General features: G+C 61.3%; 15 protein-coding genes. 5 read left to right on the top strand and 10 right to left on the bottom strand.

The annotated features are described in order from the left end of the window. Positions 1-123: 123 nt before the first annotated feature. The 8 genes from AB4N47_RS08200 to AB4N47_RS08165 all read right to left on the bottom strand — a co-directional run bounded on the left by AB4N47_RS08200 (position 124) and on the right by AB4N47_RS08165 (position 7020). Entirely contained in the window at positions 124-381 is a 258-nt protein-coding gene (locus AB4N47_RS08200; RefSeq protein ID WP_341637295.1) for a hypothetical protein, read from the bottom strand. Then, complete coding sequence (locus tag AB4N47_RS08195) at positions 378-590, bottom strand: hypothetical protein (RefSeq protein WP_039763920.1); 213 nt, start codon at positions 588-590, stop codon at positions 378-380. Before AB4N47_RS08195 ends, AB4N47_RS08200 begins: the two co-directional genes overlap by 4 nt. Before the next feature lie 379 nt (positions 591-969). Continuing rightward, positions 970-1149, bottom strand: coding sequence for a hypothetical protein (locus AB4N47_RS08190; RefSeq protein WP_016775003.1), 180 nt, complete (start codon positions 1147-1149; stop codon positions 970-972). Between the two features lie 156 nt (positions 1150-1305). Then, the gene (locus AB4N47_RS08185; RefSeq protein WP_341637294.1) at positions 1306-2481 is read right to left on the bottom strand and encodes a lactonase family protein; all 1176 of its coding nucleotides are present in this window, start codon (positions 2479-2481) and stop codon (positions 1306-1308) included. Further along, the gene (locus AB4N47_RS08180) at positions 2468-2779 is read right to left on the bottom strand and encodes a DUF5629 family protein (protein WP_341637293.1); all 312 of its coding nucleotides are present in this window, start codon (positions 2777-2779) and stop codon (positions 2468-2470) included. Before AB4N47_RS08180 ends, AB4N47_RS08185 begins: the two co-directional genes overlap by 14 nt. A 179-nt stretch (positions 2780-2958) precedes the next feature. Continuing rightward, positions 2959-4539, bottom strand: coding sequence for an aldehyde dehydrogenase (NADP(+)) (locus tag AB4N47_RS08175; protein WP_341637292.1), 1581 nt, complete (start codon positions 4537-4539; stop codon positions 2959-2961). 9 nt (positions 4540-4548) lie between these two features. Next, positions 4549-5541 carry an AraD1 family protein gene (gene araD1, locus AB4N47_RS08170; protein WP_197892605.1) on the bottom strand — a complete coding sequence of 331 codons (993 nt, stop codon included), beginning with the start codon at positions 5539-5541 and terminating at the stop codon, positions 4549-4551. Between the two features lie 156 nt (positions 5542-5697). Further along, a complete protein-coding gene (locus tag AB4N47_RS08165; protein WP_024013183.1) occupies positions 5698-7020 on the bottom strand; it encodes an MFS transporter in 1323 nt (440 codons plus the stop codon). A gap of 192 nt (positions 7021-7212) precedes the next feature. On the opposite strand from AB4N47_RS08165, the gene AB4N47_RS08160 reads away from it, so the two are divergent. Together AB4N47_RS08160 and AB4N47_RS08155 are read left to right on the top strand one after the other, a co-directional pair. Continuing rightward, entirely contained in the window at positions 7213-8949 is a 1737-nt protein-coding gene (locus tag AB4N47_RS08160) for an IlvD/Edd family dehydratase (protein WP_024013184.1), read from the top strand. 196 nt (positions 8950-9145) lie between these two features. After that, a complete protein-coding gene (locus AB4N47_RS08155; protein ID WP_341637291.1) occupies positions 9146-9865 on the top strand; it encodes a FadR/GntR family transcriptional regulator in 720 nt (239 codons plus the stop codon). A gap of 181 nt (positions 9866-10046) precedes the next feature. Here the strand turns inward: AB4N47_RS08155 and AB4N47_RS08150 are convergent, their stop codons facing one another. Together AB4N47_RS08150 and AB4N47_RS08145 are read right to left on the bottom strand one after the other, a co-directional pair. Continuing rightward, the gene (locus tag AB4N47_RS08150) at positions 10047-12431 is read right to left on the bottom strand and encodes an efflux RND transporter permease subunit (protein ID WP_137214977.1); all 2385 of its coding nucleotides are present in this window, start codon (positions 12429-12431) and stop codon (positions 10047-10049) included. Next, positions 12428-13471, bottom strand: a complete 1044-nt coding sequence (locus AB4N47_RS08145; protein ID WP_016775010.1) for a WD40/YVTN/BNR-like repeat-containing protein — start codon at positions 13469-13471, stop codon at positions 12428-12430. Before AB4N47_RS08145 ends, AB4N47_RS08150 begins: the two co-directional genes overlap by 4 nt. 451 nt (positions 13472-13922) lie before the next feature. Between AB4N47_RS08145 and AB4N47_RS08140 the strand changes: the two genes are divergently transcribed. Genes AB4N47_RS08140 through AB4N47_RS08130 form a run of 3 tightly spaced genes read left to right on the top strand, consistent with a single transcriptional unit; the run spans position 13923 to position 16856 of the window. Further along, positions 13923-14513: an amino acid synthesis family protein gene (locus AB4N47_RS08140; protein ID WP_007968626.1), complete on the top strand. Its 591-nt coding sequence runs from the start codon at positions 13923-13925 to the stop codon at positions 14511-14513. A 31-nt stretch (positions 14514-14544) separates the two neighbouring features. Beyond that, positions 14545-15378: an alpha/beta fold hydrolase gene (locus tag AB4N47_RS08135; protein ID WP_341637289.1), complete on the top strand. Its 834-nt coding sequence runs from the start codon at positions 14545-14547 to the stop codon at positions 15376-15378. Beyond that, the gene (locus tag AB4N47_RS08130; protein WP_125927343.1) at positions 15375-16856 is read left to right on the top strand and encodes an aldehyde dehydrogenase; all 1482 of its coding nucleotides are present in this window, start codon (positions 15375-15377) and stop codon (positions 16854-16856) included. Before AB4N47_RS08135 ends, AB4N47_RS08130 begins: the two co-directional genes overlap by 4 nt. Positions 16857-16858: the final 2 nt, after the last annotated feature.

Here is a 16858-nt window from a genome sequence, read left to right as displayed (position 1 = left end):
CCCTCTGTCCTTTTGATCGTTCCCACGCTCCGCGTGGGAATGCAGCCGGGGACGCTCTGCGTCCCATTGGAACGCGGAGCGTCCCTTGAGGCATTCCCACGCAGAGCGTGGGAACGATCTTCGTCAGGCCAGGGCGTTACACATGCCCAGCGCCATGCAATCCACTTGAAACGGCCCGAGAAAATCCACCGCGACCTTGACCGGTGGATTGCCCGCCATCAGCCCCAGCGTGTTGGCGCGTTCAATGTTGTGCGCGATGTTGTGGTTGGCCTCTATGGCCCGGGCCAAGCCACCCACCGAGCCCTGGCCAAATCCCAAGAGTGAGGCGCCGTTGGTCATCAGCGCGAGGCTGGCGATGACCCAGAGTCTGTAGCCTTTCATGCGCCGCCGACTCCTGCGAGTTCGGCCCTGTCGACCATCGCGCTTTGCGAGCGCAGTTCGAACTGGATGCCGGGGTGGGCGACGTCGATCGGGGCGTCGAAGCTGTGTTCCATCTGTGCACCGATGCTGACGAACAGCACCACGGCCAGGTACAGACCGATGGCCAGGTAGGCGCCGCGTTTGGCGGAAGTGAGGATTGCGCTGGCCATGGTGTTCTCCGTGGGCAAAGGTTTCGATGGCCACAGAATCAATCAAAAAAGCCGAAGCAACCACTCAGGGTTTGCAATGGTGAATATCAGCTTCGTTGATTATTTAGCGGCTCTATTTGCCGGCGAGAGAAAACCTATGAGTGCAGAACGCGCGCGCGCGTAGGAGCTGCCGAAGGCTGCGATCTTCTGATTGATCGTTCCCACGCTCCGCGTGGGAATGCCTCAAGGGACGCTCCGCGTTCCAATGGGACGCAGAGCGTCCCGGGCTGCGTTCCCACGCAGAGCGTGGGAACGATCAGGTTACGCGCGCGCGTAGGAGCTGCCGAAGGCTGCGATCAAGATCGCAGCCTTCGGCAGCTCCAACAAGGAGATGGCAATTTCAGGCTTGGGTTTTGTGATCCAGCGCGGCGTAGAAGTTGGCGCTTTGTTGCAGGTATTTCTGGGTGTAGCTCTGGGTGTGGGATTTTTTGCTGGCGATTTCGACGTTGGCACCGGCTGGCAATACCACGGTGGCAGAAATGGCGGAAGCGGCGATGACGGAGAAGAGATTGAAGTTCATGGCGGTAACCCTCGTGTTCGTTTGCTTGGTTTGCCCGGTCGGGCTGTGAAACAAACGTAACGCTCGAGGGTTACTCGCTTGAAATCTTTTGTAGCATTAGCCGATATCAGTGCAATTAATACAACGATGCAGGCCCCGTAGACCGGGGCCTGTGGCTTATTGTCGCACCAGGAATTTCAGATCGCTTGGCGCGTCCATCGGCAGTTTTTGCACGGTTTTGCCCAGCAGACCGGTCTTGGCATCGCGTTCGACGACGACAATCTGGTTGCTCTTCTGGTTGGCAATCAAGACGAATTTACCGCTCGGATCGAGGGCAAACTCGCGCGGGTGATCACCCTCGACCGAGCGCTTTTGCAGCTCTTTGAGCTGACCGGTCGCAGGATCAATGCCGAACACTACGAGCTGATTGGCCGTGCCGCGATTGCTCACGTAGAGAAACTTGCCGTCAGCCGAAGCATGCAGCGCCGCGCCGGCTTTGTCCGAGGTCGGCTGGCCCGCTGCCAGATCGACCAGTTGCGTCTGGGTCAGTACGCCGTCCTTGTAGTCGAACACCGCGACCTGTGCACTCATCTCCATGGTCAGCCAAGCGTGTTTGCCATCAGCGCTGAACAGCAGATGACGCGGGCCGCTGCCGGCCGGCAAGGCTACCGAGGCGGTTTTCGCCGGGGTTAGCGGCAGGTGCGGGTTGGCCTTCGGGTCGTACTGATAGATGAAAACCTTGTCTGCGCCCAAATCATTGGAGAACACATAGCGCCCGTCCGGCGACGACACGGTCGAGTGCACGTGATTGGAAGCCTGGCGCTCGGGGTTGACCCGACTGGCCGGGTGGCCGCTCATCTGCACCACCGGTTTCAGCTGGCCGTCGGCATCGACCGGCAATACCGCCAGGGTACCGCCCGGATCTTCCATCACTGAGTAGTTGCTGACGAACAGGTGTTTGGCATCGGCGCTGAGGCTGGAATGGGTCGGTTCGTTGCCCAGGCTCTGCACTTGATTGATCAGGCTCAGCGCATGGGTCTTCGGGTCGATGGCGAAGCTGCTGACGCGACCGACCGGATCGCTCTGGCCCGGGCCGTTTTCGTTGACCACGAACAGGCGTTTCTGGTCTTTCGAGAGGGTCAGCCAGGACGGGTTTTCGGTCTTGACCACTTGCAGCGGCTTGGCGTCGATCTGGCCGGTGGCGCTGTCGAACTGCATGCGGTAGATGCCTTGGCTGGAACCGGCGGTGTACGAGCCGACCAGCAACTGCAAGGTGTCGGCGCTGGCGCTGGAAAGCCCCATCGCGCCGACGCTGCCGGCCATCAGCAAAGGCCAGAAGTTACGCATCTTCATTATTTTCATCCTCATCGTCGCTGCTGCTGACTACGTCGCCGAGGCACACCAGACGATGCTCGCCCGTGGTCTTGGTGTCGCTGGCGTAACCGACGATCAGCCAGCTCTGCAGCGTCTCATCGAACGTCGCCGCCGCGACCTGCGCCGGGGTGAATTCCCAGTGTTTGGCTTCACGGCCATCGATGCATTCGATGTGCAGGTTATCGTCCTCGTCGAGGGCGAATTCGAAGGCGTGCAGGCCATCGATTTCGACCATACCGCAGTGTTCGAGGGCGTTGAGAAGGGTTTGGGCAGTCATGGCAAACAGTCTTTCTAGGGGGAAAGGGCCAATGATAGCCCAATGTGATCCAGAGGCCCCTGCTGGAACCTCTGTGGGAGCGAGCCTGCTCGCGAAGACGGTGTGCCAGCTAACAAATAACTGGCTGATATTCCGCGTTCGCGAGCAGGCTCGCTCCCACAGGGGACATCGGCTTGGCTTTAGATCGCCTCACGCGATGGCTTGCCATCCACCAGGCGCTGGATCCGCAGCGGGTTGGCGTTTTTCAGTGGCTCGGGCAGCAAGCTGTCCGGGTAGTTCTGGAAGCATACCGGGCGCAGGAAGCGATCGATCGCCAGCGTACCCACTGACGTGCCGCGCGCATCGGACGTCGCCGGGTACGGCCCGCCATGCACCATCGAATCGCACACTTCGACACCGGTCGGATAGCCGTTGAGCAGGATGCGGCCGACCTTCTGTTCCAGCAGCGGCGTCAGTTCGGCGAATTGCTCGAAGTCAGACGGCTCGCCGATGATCGTCGCGGTCAATTGACCGTGCAGGCCGTGCAGCGCCGCGCTCAGTTGTGCCTGATCGGCTACTTCGACGATTACTGTGGTCGGGCCGAACACTTCTTCCTGCAGCACTTCATCGCCGTTGATCAACAGGCTGACATCGGCCTTGAACAACTGCGGCTGCGCCTGATTGCCCTGCTGCTGATTGCCGGCCAGATGCTCGATGCCGCTGTGCGCCAGAAGCTTTTCCAGGCCTTTGCCATAGCTGCCGAGGGTGCCGGCGTTGAGCATGGTTTGCGCCGGTTGATCACCGATTGCAGCGGCGACTTGTTGGACAAACGCGCTGAACTGCGGCGAGCGAATACCGATGACCAGACCCGGGTTGGTGCAGAACTGACCGCAGCCCTGAACCACCGAAGCGGTGAGGTCACGCGCAACGGTTTCCGAACGTGTGGCCAGTGCTTGCGGCAAAACGATCACCGGGTTGATGCTCGACATCTCGGCGAACACCGGGATCGGTTGCGGACGTGCGGCAGCCATGTCGCACAAGGCGCGACCGCCCTTCAGCGAACCGGTGAAACCAACGGCCTGAATCGCCGGATGCTTGACCAGCCATTCACCGACGCCGCCACCGTAGATCATGTTGAACACGCCGGCGGGCATACCGGTTTTTTCTGCTGCACGAATGATCGCGTCGGCGACCAGTTCAGCGGTGGCCATGTGGCCGCTGTGCGCCTTGAACACTACCGGGCAACCGGCGGCCAGTGCTGCTGCGGTATCGCCACCGGCAGTGGAGAACGCCAGCGGGAAGTTGCTCGCACCAAACACGGCGACCGGGCCGAGGCCGATGCGGTACTGCCGCAGGTCCGGACGAGGCAGTGGTTGGCGATCAGGCAGTGCCAGATCGATCCGTGCGCCGTAGAAATCACCGCGACGCAGGACTTTGGCGAACAGGCGCATCTGCCCGCTGGTACGACCGCGCTCGCCCTGAATACGACCAGCCGGCAGCGCGGTTTCGCGGCAGACCACGGCAACGAAATCGTCGCCAAGCGCATCGAGTTCATCGGCGACTGCGTCGAGGAACTGCGCGCGACGTTCGGCGCTAAGGCTGCGATAGGTCGGGTAAGCCGCAGCGGCGGCCTTGGCGGCGGCGTCGACCTCTTCGGCCGTGGCCTGAATGAAATCGTGCGGCAGGGCCTCGCCAGTGCTGGCGTCGACCGAGTGCAGTTTGACGCTGCCGGCGGCGCTACGCTGACCGCCGATGTAGTTGTGACCGAGAATCTGAGTCATGGGATCTCCTTAAAGGGTGCCGATGCTGTCCGGTTCAAAAGCCGCCTGAACCGGTGCGATACCGTTGACCAGCGGTGCGCCGAAGTCGGCCTGGCTGATCTCGAACGTGTCGCCCGGCTGGGTGCGGATGCCGTCGGCAAACGACAGGGTCGCAGTGCCGAAAAAATGAATATGCACGTCGCCCGGACGCAGGAACTGACTGTATTTGAAGTGGTGGTACTCGAGGTTCGCCAGGCTGTGGCACATGTTGGCCTCGCCGCTGAGGAACTCGTTCTGCCAGAGCACTTCGCCGTCACGCAGGATTCGGCTGGTGCCGGCAAGGTGTTGAGGCAATTCACCGGTACGAAGTTCCGGGCCATAACTGCAACTGCGCAATTTCGAGTGCGCCAGGTACAGGTAATTCTTGCGTTCCATGACGTGATCGGAGAACTCGTTACCGACGGCGAAACCGAGGCGATAAGGCTTGCCGTCGTTGCCGATGACGTACAGGCCGGCCATCTCCGGCTCTTCGCCGGCGTCTTCGGCGAACGGCGGCAGCGGGAACGGCTGCCCCGGACGCACGACAATGCTGCCGTCGCCCTTGTAGAACCACTCTGGTTGCACACCGGCCTGCCCCGCCGCCGGTTTGCCACCCTCCACGCCCCACTTGAAAATGCGCATGGTGTCGGTCATCGCCGCTTCATCGCCGGCCTGCTGGTGCATCTTGTCCCGGGCCGAAGCACTGCCCAGATGGGTCAGACCAGTACCGCTGACCAGCATGTGCGCCGGGTCCGGGTGATCCAGGGGCGGCAGGATGCGCAGGTCTTTGAGCAACTGCCCATAGTCGTGACTGGCGCCGAGGCCGAGGCTTTGCACTTGCTGCTCAAGCGAGCCGCCGGCCTCGATTGCGGCCAGAGCCAGATCACGGACACTGCGGGCGTCCTCGACTTCGCGGACCTGACCGTTGTCGACCACGCCGACACGGCGCTCGCCGTTGGGTAATTCGAATTGAACCAGATGCATATGTCCTCTCCTTTATCCAAAATTCCGAAACACCGCAAAACTCTATGGGAGCTGGCTTGCCAGCGATAGCAACCTGTCTGACGCATCAATGTTGGATGTGCCGCCGTCATCGCTGGCAAGCCAGCTCCCACAGGGGTGGTAATTGATCCATAGGTGTCAGGTTCGGGTCGCACCACGGGCGCTGGCGGCGAACTGGTCGACGGGCAACACGTGCTTGCGTTCCAGAACGCGATAAACGATGCCGGTCAGAATCAGCCCGAAGACCATCACGCCCGAGAGGAAGTAGAGTCCGGACGCCAGATTGCCGGTGTATTCCTTCAACGCGCCGATCACGAACGGCCCGATGTAACCGCCGAGGTTGCCGACCGAGTTGATCAAGGCAATCCCCGCCGCAGCACTCGCGCCAGCAAAGAAGCGACCGGGCAAGGTCCAGAACACCGCGGTGCACGAGAACAACGCAAACGCCACCAGACACAGCGCCGCCAGTTGCGCTACCGGCAGCGACAGCCAGGCACTGAGGAACAGGCCCAGCGCACCGAGTACATAAAGCACCGCCAAGTGGCCGTAGCGATCATTCAAGCGGTCGGAACTGCGCGGAATGATCAGCAGGCCGATGATCCCGAAAATGTATGGCACCGAAGAAACGAACCCGGTGACCAGATCGCTGCCGCCGAACTGTTTGATCAGCGTCGGCAGCCACAGGCCGAGGCCATAAATGCTCAGGGTCACCGGCAGATAGAACAGCGCCAGCAGCAACACGCGTTTGTCTTTCAGTGCATGCAGTGGATTGCCGTGACGGGTCTGGCCGTATTCCTGCAAATCCTTTTTCAGTTCGCCGGTCAGCCAGTCTTTTTCCGCCTGATCCATCCACTTCACTTGCTGCGGGCCGTCCGGTAGCCAGCGCAGCACCGGCCAGGTCAGCAGGATCGCCGGGGTGCCGATGACGATGAACAGCCACTGCCAGCCATGCAGACCAAGGATGCCGTCCATGCCCAGTAAGCCACCGGACACGGGACCGGTGATCATCATCGCGATCGGTTGCGAGAGGATGAACAGGCCGAGGATCTTGCCGCGATGGCGCACCGGGAACCATTGGGTGATGTAGTACAGCACGCCAGGGAAGAAGCCCGCCTCGGCCGCGCCGAGCAGAAAGCGCATCACATAGAAGCTGTGCGGTCCTTGCACGAAGGCCATGCCGATCGTGATCGCGCCCCAGGTGATCATGATCCGCGCGAACCAGCGCCGCGCGCCGAAGCGTTCGAGCATCAGGTTGCTGGGAATCTCTAGAAGAAAGTAGCCGATGAAAAACAGCCCGGCACCGAGGCCGTAGGCGGCATCGCCGATACCGATGTCGGCGCCCATGTGCAGCTTGGCAAAGCCGACGGCGGAGCGATCCACATAGGCGATCAGGTACAGCAGGATCAGGAAGGGAATCAGTTTCAGTGTGATGCGCCGGACAAGCCGCAATTCCTGGCTCATGAGATCGGTCTCCGATTGTTGTTTTTATAGAACCTCGGGGGACGCCTCTCGCCAAAACAGCCAGGGCCATCCCTCCGTCGAAAACGACTATATAGTAATACTAATTACCCAACAACACTTCCAAAGCGCGGATTTTGAGCTTAGATTAAGCGTCAGCTCGCAAACAATAGTCTTACAATAAGAGAATCGATCATGTCTGATAAGAAACCCACCCTGCGCTCCGCCCAATGGTTTGGCACGGCCGACAAGAACGGCTTCATGTACCGCAGCTGGATGAAGAATCAGGGCATCGCCGACCATCAGTTCCACGGCAAGCCGATCATCGGCATCTGCAATACCTGGTCGGAACTGACCCCGTGCAACGCGCACTTCCGCCAGATCGCGGAGCACGTCAAACGCGGGGTGATCGAGGCCGGTGGTTTTCCGGTGGAGTTTCCGGTGTTCTCCAACGGCGAATCGAACCTGCGCCCGACTGCCATGCTCACCCGCAACCTGGCGAGCATGGACGTTGAAGAAGCGATTCGCGGCAACCCGATCGACGGCGTCGTGCTGCTCACCGGTTGCGACAAAACCACTCCAGCACTGCTGATGGGCGCGGCCAGTTGCGACGTGCCGGCCATCGTCGTCACCGGCGGCCCGATGCTCAACGGCAAGCACAAGGGCAAGGACATCGGCTCGGGCACCGTGGTCTGGCAGCTCAGCGAACAGGTCAAGGCCGGCACCATCACCATCGATGACTTCCTCGCAGCCGAGGGCGGCATGTCGCGTTCGGCGGGCACCTGCAACACCATGGGCACCGCGTCGACCATGGCCTGCATGGCGGAAGCGCTGGGCACTTCGCTGCCGCACAACGCCGCGATTCCGGCCGTAGACGCGCGCCGTTATGTGCTGGCGCACATGTCCGGCATGCGTGCGGTGGAGATGGTGCGTGAAGACCTGAAACTGTCGAAGATCCTCACCAAGGAGGCCTTCGAAAACGCTATTCGTGTCAACGCTGCCATCGGCGGTTCGACCAACGCCGTGATCCACTTGAAAGCCATCGCCGGACGCATCGGCGTCGAGCTGGACCTGGACGACTGGACCCGCATCGGTCGCGGCATGCCGACCATCGTCGACCTGCAACCGTCCGGGCGTTTCCTGATGGAAGAGTTCTACTACGCCGGTGGCTTGCCAGCGGTACTGCGTCGCCTCGGTGAAGCCAATCTGATCCCCAACCCGAACGCACTGACGGTCAACGGCAAGTCCATCGGCGAAAACACCAAGGACGCGCCGATCTACGGCGAAGACCAAGTGATCCGCACCCTCGACAATCCGATTCGCGCTGACGGCGGCATCTGCGTGTTGCGCGGCAATCTGGCGCCGTTGGGCGCGGTGCTCAAGCCGTCCGCCGCCACTGCTGAACTGATGCAGCATCGCGGTCGCGCGGTGGTGTTCGAGAACTTCGACATGTACAAGGCGCGGATCAACGATCCGGAGCTGGACGTCGATAAGGATTCGATTCTGGTAATGAAGAACTGCGGGCCGAAGGGTTATCCGGGCATGGCCGAAGTCGGCAACATGGGCCTGCCGGCCAAGCTGTTGGCAGAAGGCGTGACCGACATGGTGCGTATTTCCGATGCACGCATGAGCGGCACCGCATACGGCACGGTGGTTTTGCACGTCGCCCCGGAAGCCGCAGCCGGCGGGCCTTTGGCGGCAGTAAAGGAAGGCGACTGGATCGAGCTCGATTGCGCCAGCGGCCGTTTGCATCTGGACATTCCGGACGCGGAACTGGCCGCGCGCATGGCCGATCTGCAAGCGCCGCAGCAGTTGTTGGTGGGCGGTTATCGTCAGCTGTACATCGACCACGTGCTGCAGGCGGATCAGGGTTGCGACTTTGACTTCCTGGTGGGCTGCCGAGGTGCCGAGGTTCCGCGTCACTCCCATTAACACCCCACTGATCGTTCCTACGCTCCGCGTGGGAATGCAGCCCGGGACGCTCCGCGTCCCTTTCAGAGCTGGAACGCGGAGCGTCCCTTGAGGCATTCCCACGCAGAGCGTGGGAACGATCATTGCCTACCTCAAGATTGTGCCGTGCCTGCTATGATGCGCGGCATCTCCATCGCTCAGGATCGCGCCACTCCCCATGGATTACCGCAAACCTTCCGACCGTAAAAGCATGCACTCGCGCATCGTCCAGGAACTGGGCATGCAGATCGTCTCCGGACGCTTTTTGCCCGACGACAAACTGCCCGCCGAAGCCCTGCTTTGCGAGGAGTACGCGGTCAGTCGGCCGGTGTTGCGCGAGGCCACCCGAGTGCTGGTGGCCAAGGGGCTGGTGTATTCCAAACCGCGCGTCGGCACAGTGGTCAAGGCCCGCCGCGAATGGCACATGCTCGACCCGGACGTGCTGCACTGGCTGATGCAAAGCAGCCCGCAGAATGAATTCTTCAACGTGCTGACCAGCGTGCGCAGCATCATCGAACCCGCAGCGGCCGCCCTCGCCGCTCAGCATGCGACTGATGCCGACATCGCCGCGATCAACGAAGCCTACCAACGCATGGAAGCCGCGCCGACCCCGGAAGCGCTGTTGCAGCCGGACTTGGACTTCCACAGCCGCATCGCCGATGCGACGCACAACGACCTGCTGGCGAACCTGTGCAACATGTTGGCGGTAGCGATCGCCGAGGCGTTGAAGCATTCCAATCAGCGGCCGAATCTGCATGAACTGGCGCTGCCGAGGCATAAGGCGATTCTGACTGCCATTGAAAATCGCGATGCGCTGGGTGCAAGGCATGCGACGCTGGTGCAGCTGGATGATGCGCGCAGTGCGTTGAGTGTTGTGCTGGGTACTGAGCTCACTTAGCGCTGAAGATCGGCCTGTGGGAGCGAGCCTGCTCGCGAAAGCGGTCTGCCTGTGACATTTGTGCTGTCTGACACTCTGCCTTCGCGAGCAGGCTCGCTCCCACAGGGAATCGGCACCTGGTTCAAAAATGAAAAAGCCGCAACCCCTCAAGGTTGCGGCTTTGTCGTTTCAGCCTGTCAGATCAGTGAGCAAACAGCGAATTGCCCTTCTGCCCTGCCAGCTTTTCAGGCTTGATCAGGAACTTGGCCAGCGCTGGCAGCAGCCACAGCGCACCGAACATGTTCCACAGCAGCATGAAGGTCAGCATCAGGCCCATGTCGGCCTGGAACTTGATCGCCGAGAAGATCCAGGTGCATACGCCGATCGCCAGGCACAGGCCGGTGAACAGCACCGCTTTACCGGTCGACTTCAGGGTCTGGTAATAGGCTTCCTGCAACGGCAGCCCGGCACGCAGGAAACTCTCGAGGCGGCTGTAGATGTAGATGCCGTAGTCCACGCCGATCCCCACGCCCAACGCCACCACCGGCAAGGTCGCAACCTTCACGCCGATGCCCATGAACGCCATCAGCGCGTTGCCGAGTACCGAGGTCAGCACCAGCGGCAGGACGATGCACAGCGTCGCCGCCCACGAGCGGAAGGTGATCATGCACATCACCGCCACGCAGATGTACACCAGGATCAGGATGGTCAGCTCAGCCTGTTTGATCACTTCGTTGGTGGCCGCTTCGATCCCGGCGTTACCGGCGGCGAGGATGAATTCCAGGCCGTCCTTGTTGTTCTCCTTGGCGAATTCCTGCACCGCACTTACCGCACGGTCGAGGGTTTCAGCCTTGTGGTCGTTGAGGAAAACCAGCACTGGCGCCAGCGAGCAGCTGTTGTTGTACAGGCCGTCGGCACGGGCGATCGAGTTATTCAGTACGTCCGGGTTGCGCGACAGGGTTTCCCATTTCAGGTTGCCCTCGTTCATGCCCTTGATCATCTGCTTGGACACCGTCACCAGCGAGATCGCCGACTGCACGCCCTCGGTGTTCTGCATCTTCCACATCAACTGATCGATCGGCGCCATGGCTTCGTAGCGCGAGCAGCCTTCGGCCTTGGTCTTGACCATCACCACCAGCACGTCGGAGCTGGTCGAGTAGTTGCTGATGATGAAGTTGTTGTCCTTGTTGTAGCGCGAGTCCGGACGCAGTTCCGGCGCGCCCTGGTCGAGGTCGCCGATCTTCAGGTTCTGGCTGTACCAGAGGCCGCCACCGAAGGCGATCAGAGCCAAGGCTACCGAAATCGGCGCGACTTTCGGGCTGGCGAAGTTCGACAGCAGGCGCCAGAACGGGTGTTCACGGTTCGCATCTTTCTTGCTCTTGGCAATCGCGCGCTTGCTGATGCCGACATAGGAAATCGCCACCGGCAGCAGGATCAGGTTGGTGAACACGATCACCGCGACGCCGATGGACGCGCCGATGGCCAGTTCACGGATCACGCCGATGTCGATGATCAGCAGGGTAATGAAGCCCACCGCATCGGCCAGAATCGCGATCATCCCCGGCAGGAACAACTGGCGGAAGGTGCGTCGTGCAGCGGTCAGGGCGTTATCGGCCTCGCTGGATTGCAGGGCGATACCGTTGATCTTCTGCACGCCGTGGGAAATGCCGATGGCAAAAATCAGGAACGGCACCAGCATCGAATACGGGTCGAGCCCGAAGCCGAAGAAGTGCATCAACCCCAGTTGCCAGACCACCGCCACCAGCGTCGTGCTCAACACCGCAATGGTGCTGCGCAGGCAGTTGGTGAACCACAGCAGCAGAATCAGGGTGATGACGAAGGCGACCCCGAAGAACAGCACCACCATCACCAGACCGTCGATCAGGTCACCGACTTTCTTGGCGAAACCGACGATGTGGATCTTGATGTTGGGGTTCTGCGCTTCGAACTTGTTGCGGATCTTGTCTTCGAGCTCATGGGAGAACTGGCGATAGTCCAGCGCCAGCAACTTACCCTGATCCTGCGGGTCCGGATAGGCCTCCAGCAGCGGGATGTCGACGATGCTCGACTTGAAGTCGTTGGCCACCAAACGCCCGACCTGGCCGGACTTGAGCACGTTGTTGCGCAGCAGATCGAGGCTGTCCTGGGAGCCGTTGTAGCTCTGCGGAATCACTTCACCGCCGGCGAAACCCTCTTCGGTCACTTCGGTCCAGCGTACGCTCGGGCTCCACAGCGATTTGAGGCCGGAACGATCGACGCCGGAAATGTAGAACACTTCGTCGTTGATCTGGCGCAGGGTCTCCATGTACTCCTTGGAGAAGATGTCGCCGTCGGTGGCCTCCACCGAAATACGCACGGTGTTGCCCAGGTTCGCCAGATCGTTGCGGTGCTCCATCATCTTTTCGATGAAGGGATGCTGCAGCGGGATCATTTTTTCAAAACTGGTCGACGGCCGAATCAGCGTGGCCTGCCAGAACAGGAAAATGCTCACCACCAGGCAGATCAGGATCACGGCCGGGCGATTGTTGAAGATCAGGCGCTCAAGAACCGTCGCCTTTTCCTGCTGAGGAGTGATCAAGGAAGTCATAGCCCCGCCTTCTTGTTATTGGTCTCGGCACCGTTTGGCTGGGTGATGTGCAAGCCACCCTGCCCGGTCAGAATCAGGTTGCCGTTGCCGGCGGCGGTGACCGACGACAGCGAAATGCGATCCGGACGGTTGAACACGCTGAAGGTTTCGCCGTTGTCGCTGCTGCTGATCACCGAGCCGCCGTTGCCGACGATGACGATCGAGCCGTCTTCCAGCAGCGTGCCGCCGGACAGGCCGAACTCCAGCGCACCGCGTGCGGCTTTGAGTTCGACCTGCTCCCAATTGCTGCCGAAATCAGTGGAGCGATAAAGATTGCCGCGCAAGCCGTACGCCAGCAGGGTCTGCGGCTGCGCCGTGCCGATCACGCCGAACAGCGAACCTTCGTACGGGCCTTCAAGCTTTTCCCAGGTCTGGCCGTCATCGGCGGAGCGGAACATGCTGCCGGACTCGCCGACGATGAACAGCCCGGCGTCTTTCACGGCGGCGATGGCGTTGAGGTGGAACTGGTCTTCGTTGTCGAGGCGATCGCTGACGTCTTCCCAGTGCTTGCCGCCGTCGGTGGTTTCCAGCAGCGTGCCGTAGGCGCCCACGGCAAAGCCGCTGCTGGCGTCCTTGAACCAGACGTCGAGCAGCGGCGATTCGCGTGCGAGGTCTTCGAATTGTTTGGTCCAGGTCAGACCGCCGTCTGCGCTGGCGAGAATCTGTGCGTCGTGTCCCACGGCCCAACCGTTTTTGTCGTCGACGAAATACACGGCGGTGAGCAGTTGCCGGGTTGGCACCTTGGCCTGGGTCCAGGTCTTGCCCTGGTCATCGGAATAGACGATGTGCCCGCGATCGCCGACCGCGACCAGACGCGCGCCGGCATGGACGACATCGAGAATCAGGCTTTTTGCGGCCTTGGCCGATTCGGTGGCATAGACCACGTCAGCCGGGGCCTCGGCGGCAATCACGGGTGCCGATAACGTGGCAAAGCCCAGCAGTGAGAGTGCTGTGGCCAGCAACGCGGTGTTGCGTAACGCCGGCGGGCGGCAACGACTCATAGACCTTCCCCTATTTATTATTGTTGGGCCATCGGGCCTTCAAGGGCGCCGCAAGGGTGCTCGGCTAGTGGCGTTTCAGAAGCATAGTCCTGAAACCCGCAATCCAGAGCCCCTTCGGAAGCTGGCTCATCCTATCGGGCTTTGCAAATGTCTGACAATCGGCGCCGCGTTATCTTTTGTTAACCGAAAGCGGCCCTCTGTAACCAATCATTTTCCCCTGTGGGAGCGAGCCTGCTCGCGAAAGCGGTGGGTCAGCCAATAAACAGGGTGACTGATACGCCGCATTCGCGAGCAGGCTCGCTCCCACAGGGGTTGGTGGTGAGTGCGGGATTTGAATACATGACCATTCGCCGGGGTGATGAGGCAAATCTCATCAGAGGGACTTGCAGGATCGGTATTATGGTATACCATCAGACGCACAAACACTCTCAATCCCCCAACGGAGCAGCTCATGAGTTTCGAAATTCGCAAGATCGTCAGCTATGTCGAAGAAACCTTCATCGAAGGCGGCAAGGCTACTGACAAGCCGGTGACCATGGTCGGCCTCGCCGTGGTGATGAAGAACCCTTGGGTAGGCAACGGTTTTGTCGAAGACCTCAAGCCGCAGATCCGCGCCAACTGCTCCGACCTCGGCGCGATGATGGTCGAGCGTCTGGTCGGGATCATCGGCGGTGCCGAGAAGATCGAGGCCTACGGCAAAGCGGCGGTCGTCGGCGCTGATGGCGAAATCGAGCACGCGTCGGCGGTGATCCACACCCTGCGCTTCGGCAATCACTATCGCGAAGCGGTAAAAGCCAAGAGCTACCTGAGCTTCACCAACAAGCGCGGCGGTCCGGGCACGTCGATTCAGATCCCGATGATGCACAAGGACGACGAAGGCCTGCGTTCGCACTACATCACCCTGGAAATGCAGATCGAAGACGCGCCGCGTGCTGACGAAATCGTCGTCGTGCTGGGTTGCGCCGACGGTGGCCGCCTGCACCCGCGCATCGGCAACCGCTACATCGATCTGGAAGAACTGGCTGCCGAAAAAGCCCAGTAATCACAATAAAAAGGCATTGCAGGAGCGCTCCATGATTCGGCTCACCGCTGAACTCACCCCGGCTGGCACCAGTTACCTGGCGACCGGCCAAGGCCAGCCCGTGGTTTTGATCCACGGCGTGGGCCTGAACAAAGAAATGTGGGGCGGGCAGATTGTCGGCCTCGCCAGCCAGTACCAGGTGATCGCCTACGACATGCTCGGCCACGGCGCCAGCCCGCGCCCGGCGAGCGGCACCGACCTGCTCGGTTACGCTGATCAGTTGCTCGAGCTGCTCGATCACTTGAACGTGCCGCAGGCGGCGGTGATCGGTTTCTCCATGGGCGGTCTGGTCGCGCGGGCCTTCGCCCTGCATTACCCGGAGCGCTTGCAAAGCCTGGTGGTGTTGAACAGCGTGTTCAACCGCAGCGAAGAACAGCGTGCCGGTGTCATCGCGCGCACTGCGCAGGCCGCCGAACACGGCCCGGACGCCAATGCCGAAGCCGCCCTGTCACGCTGGTTCAGCCGTGAATATCAGGCGGCCAACCCGGCGCAGATCGCCGCGTTGCGCCAGACTTTGGCCAACAACGATCCGCAGGGCTATCTGACCACCTACGAATTGTTCGCCACCCAGGACATGTACCGCGCCGACGACCTGAACAGCATTCAGGCGCCGACGCTGATCGCCACCGGCGAACTCGACCCCGGCTCGACGCCGGAAATGGCCGAGCAACTGGCCCGACGCATCCCCGCTGCGAAGGTTGCCGTGCTGCCCGAGCAACGGCATATGATGCCGGTAGAGTCGCCGCGTCTGGTCAATCAGATGCTGCTGGAGTTTCTCCAATTCGCACACTCTCGACAAAACCATATAAAGGGGATCGTTGCATGACACTCGCACGCTTCCAGATGTGCATCGGCGGAGACTGGGTCGACGCCCTCTCCGGCAAGACCTTCGAAAGCCTCAACCCGGCCTCCGCGCAAGCCTGGGCGGAACTGCCCGACGCCGATGAAGCGGACGTCGAACGCGCCGTGCAAGCAGCGCAAACTGCTTTTGACAGCCCGGCTTGGCGCGGTCTGACCGCCACTGCGCGCGGCAAACTGCTGCGCCGCCTCGGTGATCTGATCGCAGAAAACAAGGAACACCTGGCGCAGCTGGAAAGCCGCGACAACGGCAAGCTGATCCGCGAAACCCGTGGCCAGGTCAGCTATCTGCCGGAGTTCTTCCACTACACCGCAGGCCTCGCTGACAAACTGGAAGGCGGCACCCTGCCGCTGGATAAACCGGATCTGTTTGCCTACACCGTGCACGAAGCCATGGGTGTGGTCGCCGCGATCATTCCATGGAACAGCCCGCTGTACCTGACCGCGATCAAACTGGCCCCGGCCCTCGCCGCCGGCAACACGATTGTGATCAAGCCGTCCGAGCACGCCTCGGCGACCATTCTCGAGCTGGCACGCCTGGCCCTCGAAGCCGGGATTCCGCCGGGCGTGGTCAACGTCGTCACCGGATACGGCCCGAGCACCGGCGCCGCCCTCACCCGTCATCCGCTGATCCGCAAGATCGCCTTCACCGGCGGCGCGGCCACGGCTCGGCATGTAGTGCGCAGCAGCGCCGAGAATTTCGCCAAGCTGTCGCTGGAACTGGGCGGCAAGTCGCCGAATATCATCTTCGCCGACGCCGATCTCGACAGCGCGATCAACGGTGCGATTGCCGGCATCTACGCGGCGTCCGGGCAGAGTTGCGTGTCCGGTTCGCGCTTGCTGGTGCAGGACGAAATCTACGACGAATTCGTCAATCGTCTGGTCGAGCGCGCCCAGCGCATCCGCATCGGCAACCCACAGGAAGACAACAGTGAAATGGGCCCGATGGCCACCGCGCAGCAACTGGCGGTGGTCGAAGGTCTGGTCGCCGATGCGATCGCCGAAGGCGCGCGTTTGCGCACCGGCGGCAAGCGTCCGGCGGATCTCGGTGAAGGCTGGTTCTACGAGCCGACGCTGTTCGAGTGCGACCGCAATTCGATGAAGATCATGCAGGAAGAAGTCTTCGGCCCGGTGGCTTCGGTGATTCGTTTCAAAGACGAAGCCGAAGCGCTGGCGATCGCCAACGACTCGCAGTTCGGCCTCGCTGCCGGCATCTGGACCCGTGACCTCGGTCGCGCCCATCGTCTGGCGCGCGATGTGCGCTCGGGGATCATCTGGGTCAACACTTACCGCGCGGTGTCGGCGATGGCGCCGATCGGCGGCTTCAAGAACAGTGGCTATGGACGCGAAAGCGGCATCGATTCGGTGCTGGCCTACACCGAACTGAAAACGGTGTGGATCAACCTCTCCCAGGCGCCAATGCCTGATCCGTTTGTGATGCGCTAGGA

The organism is Pseudomonas sp. S3_G06, from assembly GCF_054667565.1.
Note: the sequence above shows the minus strand (reverse complement) of the source record. Positions and strands in the feature narration are given on the sequence as shown.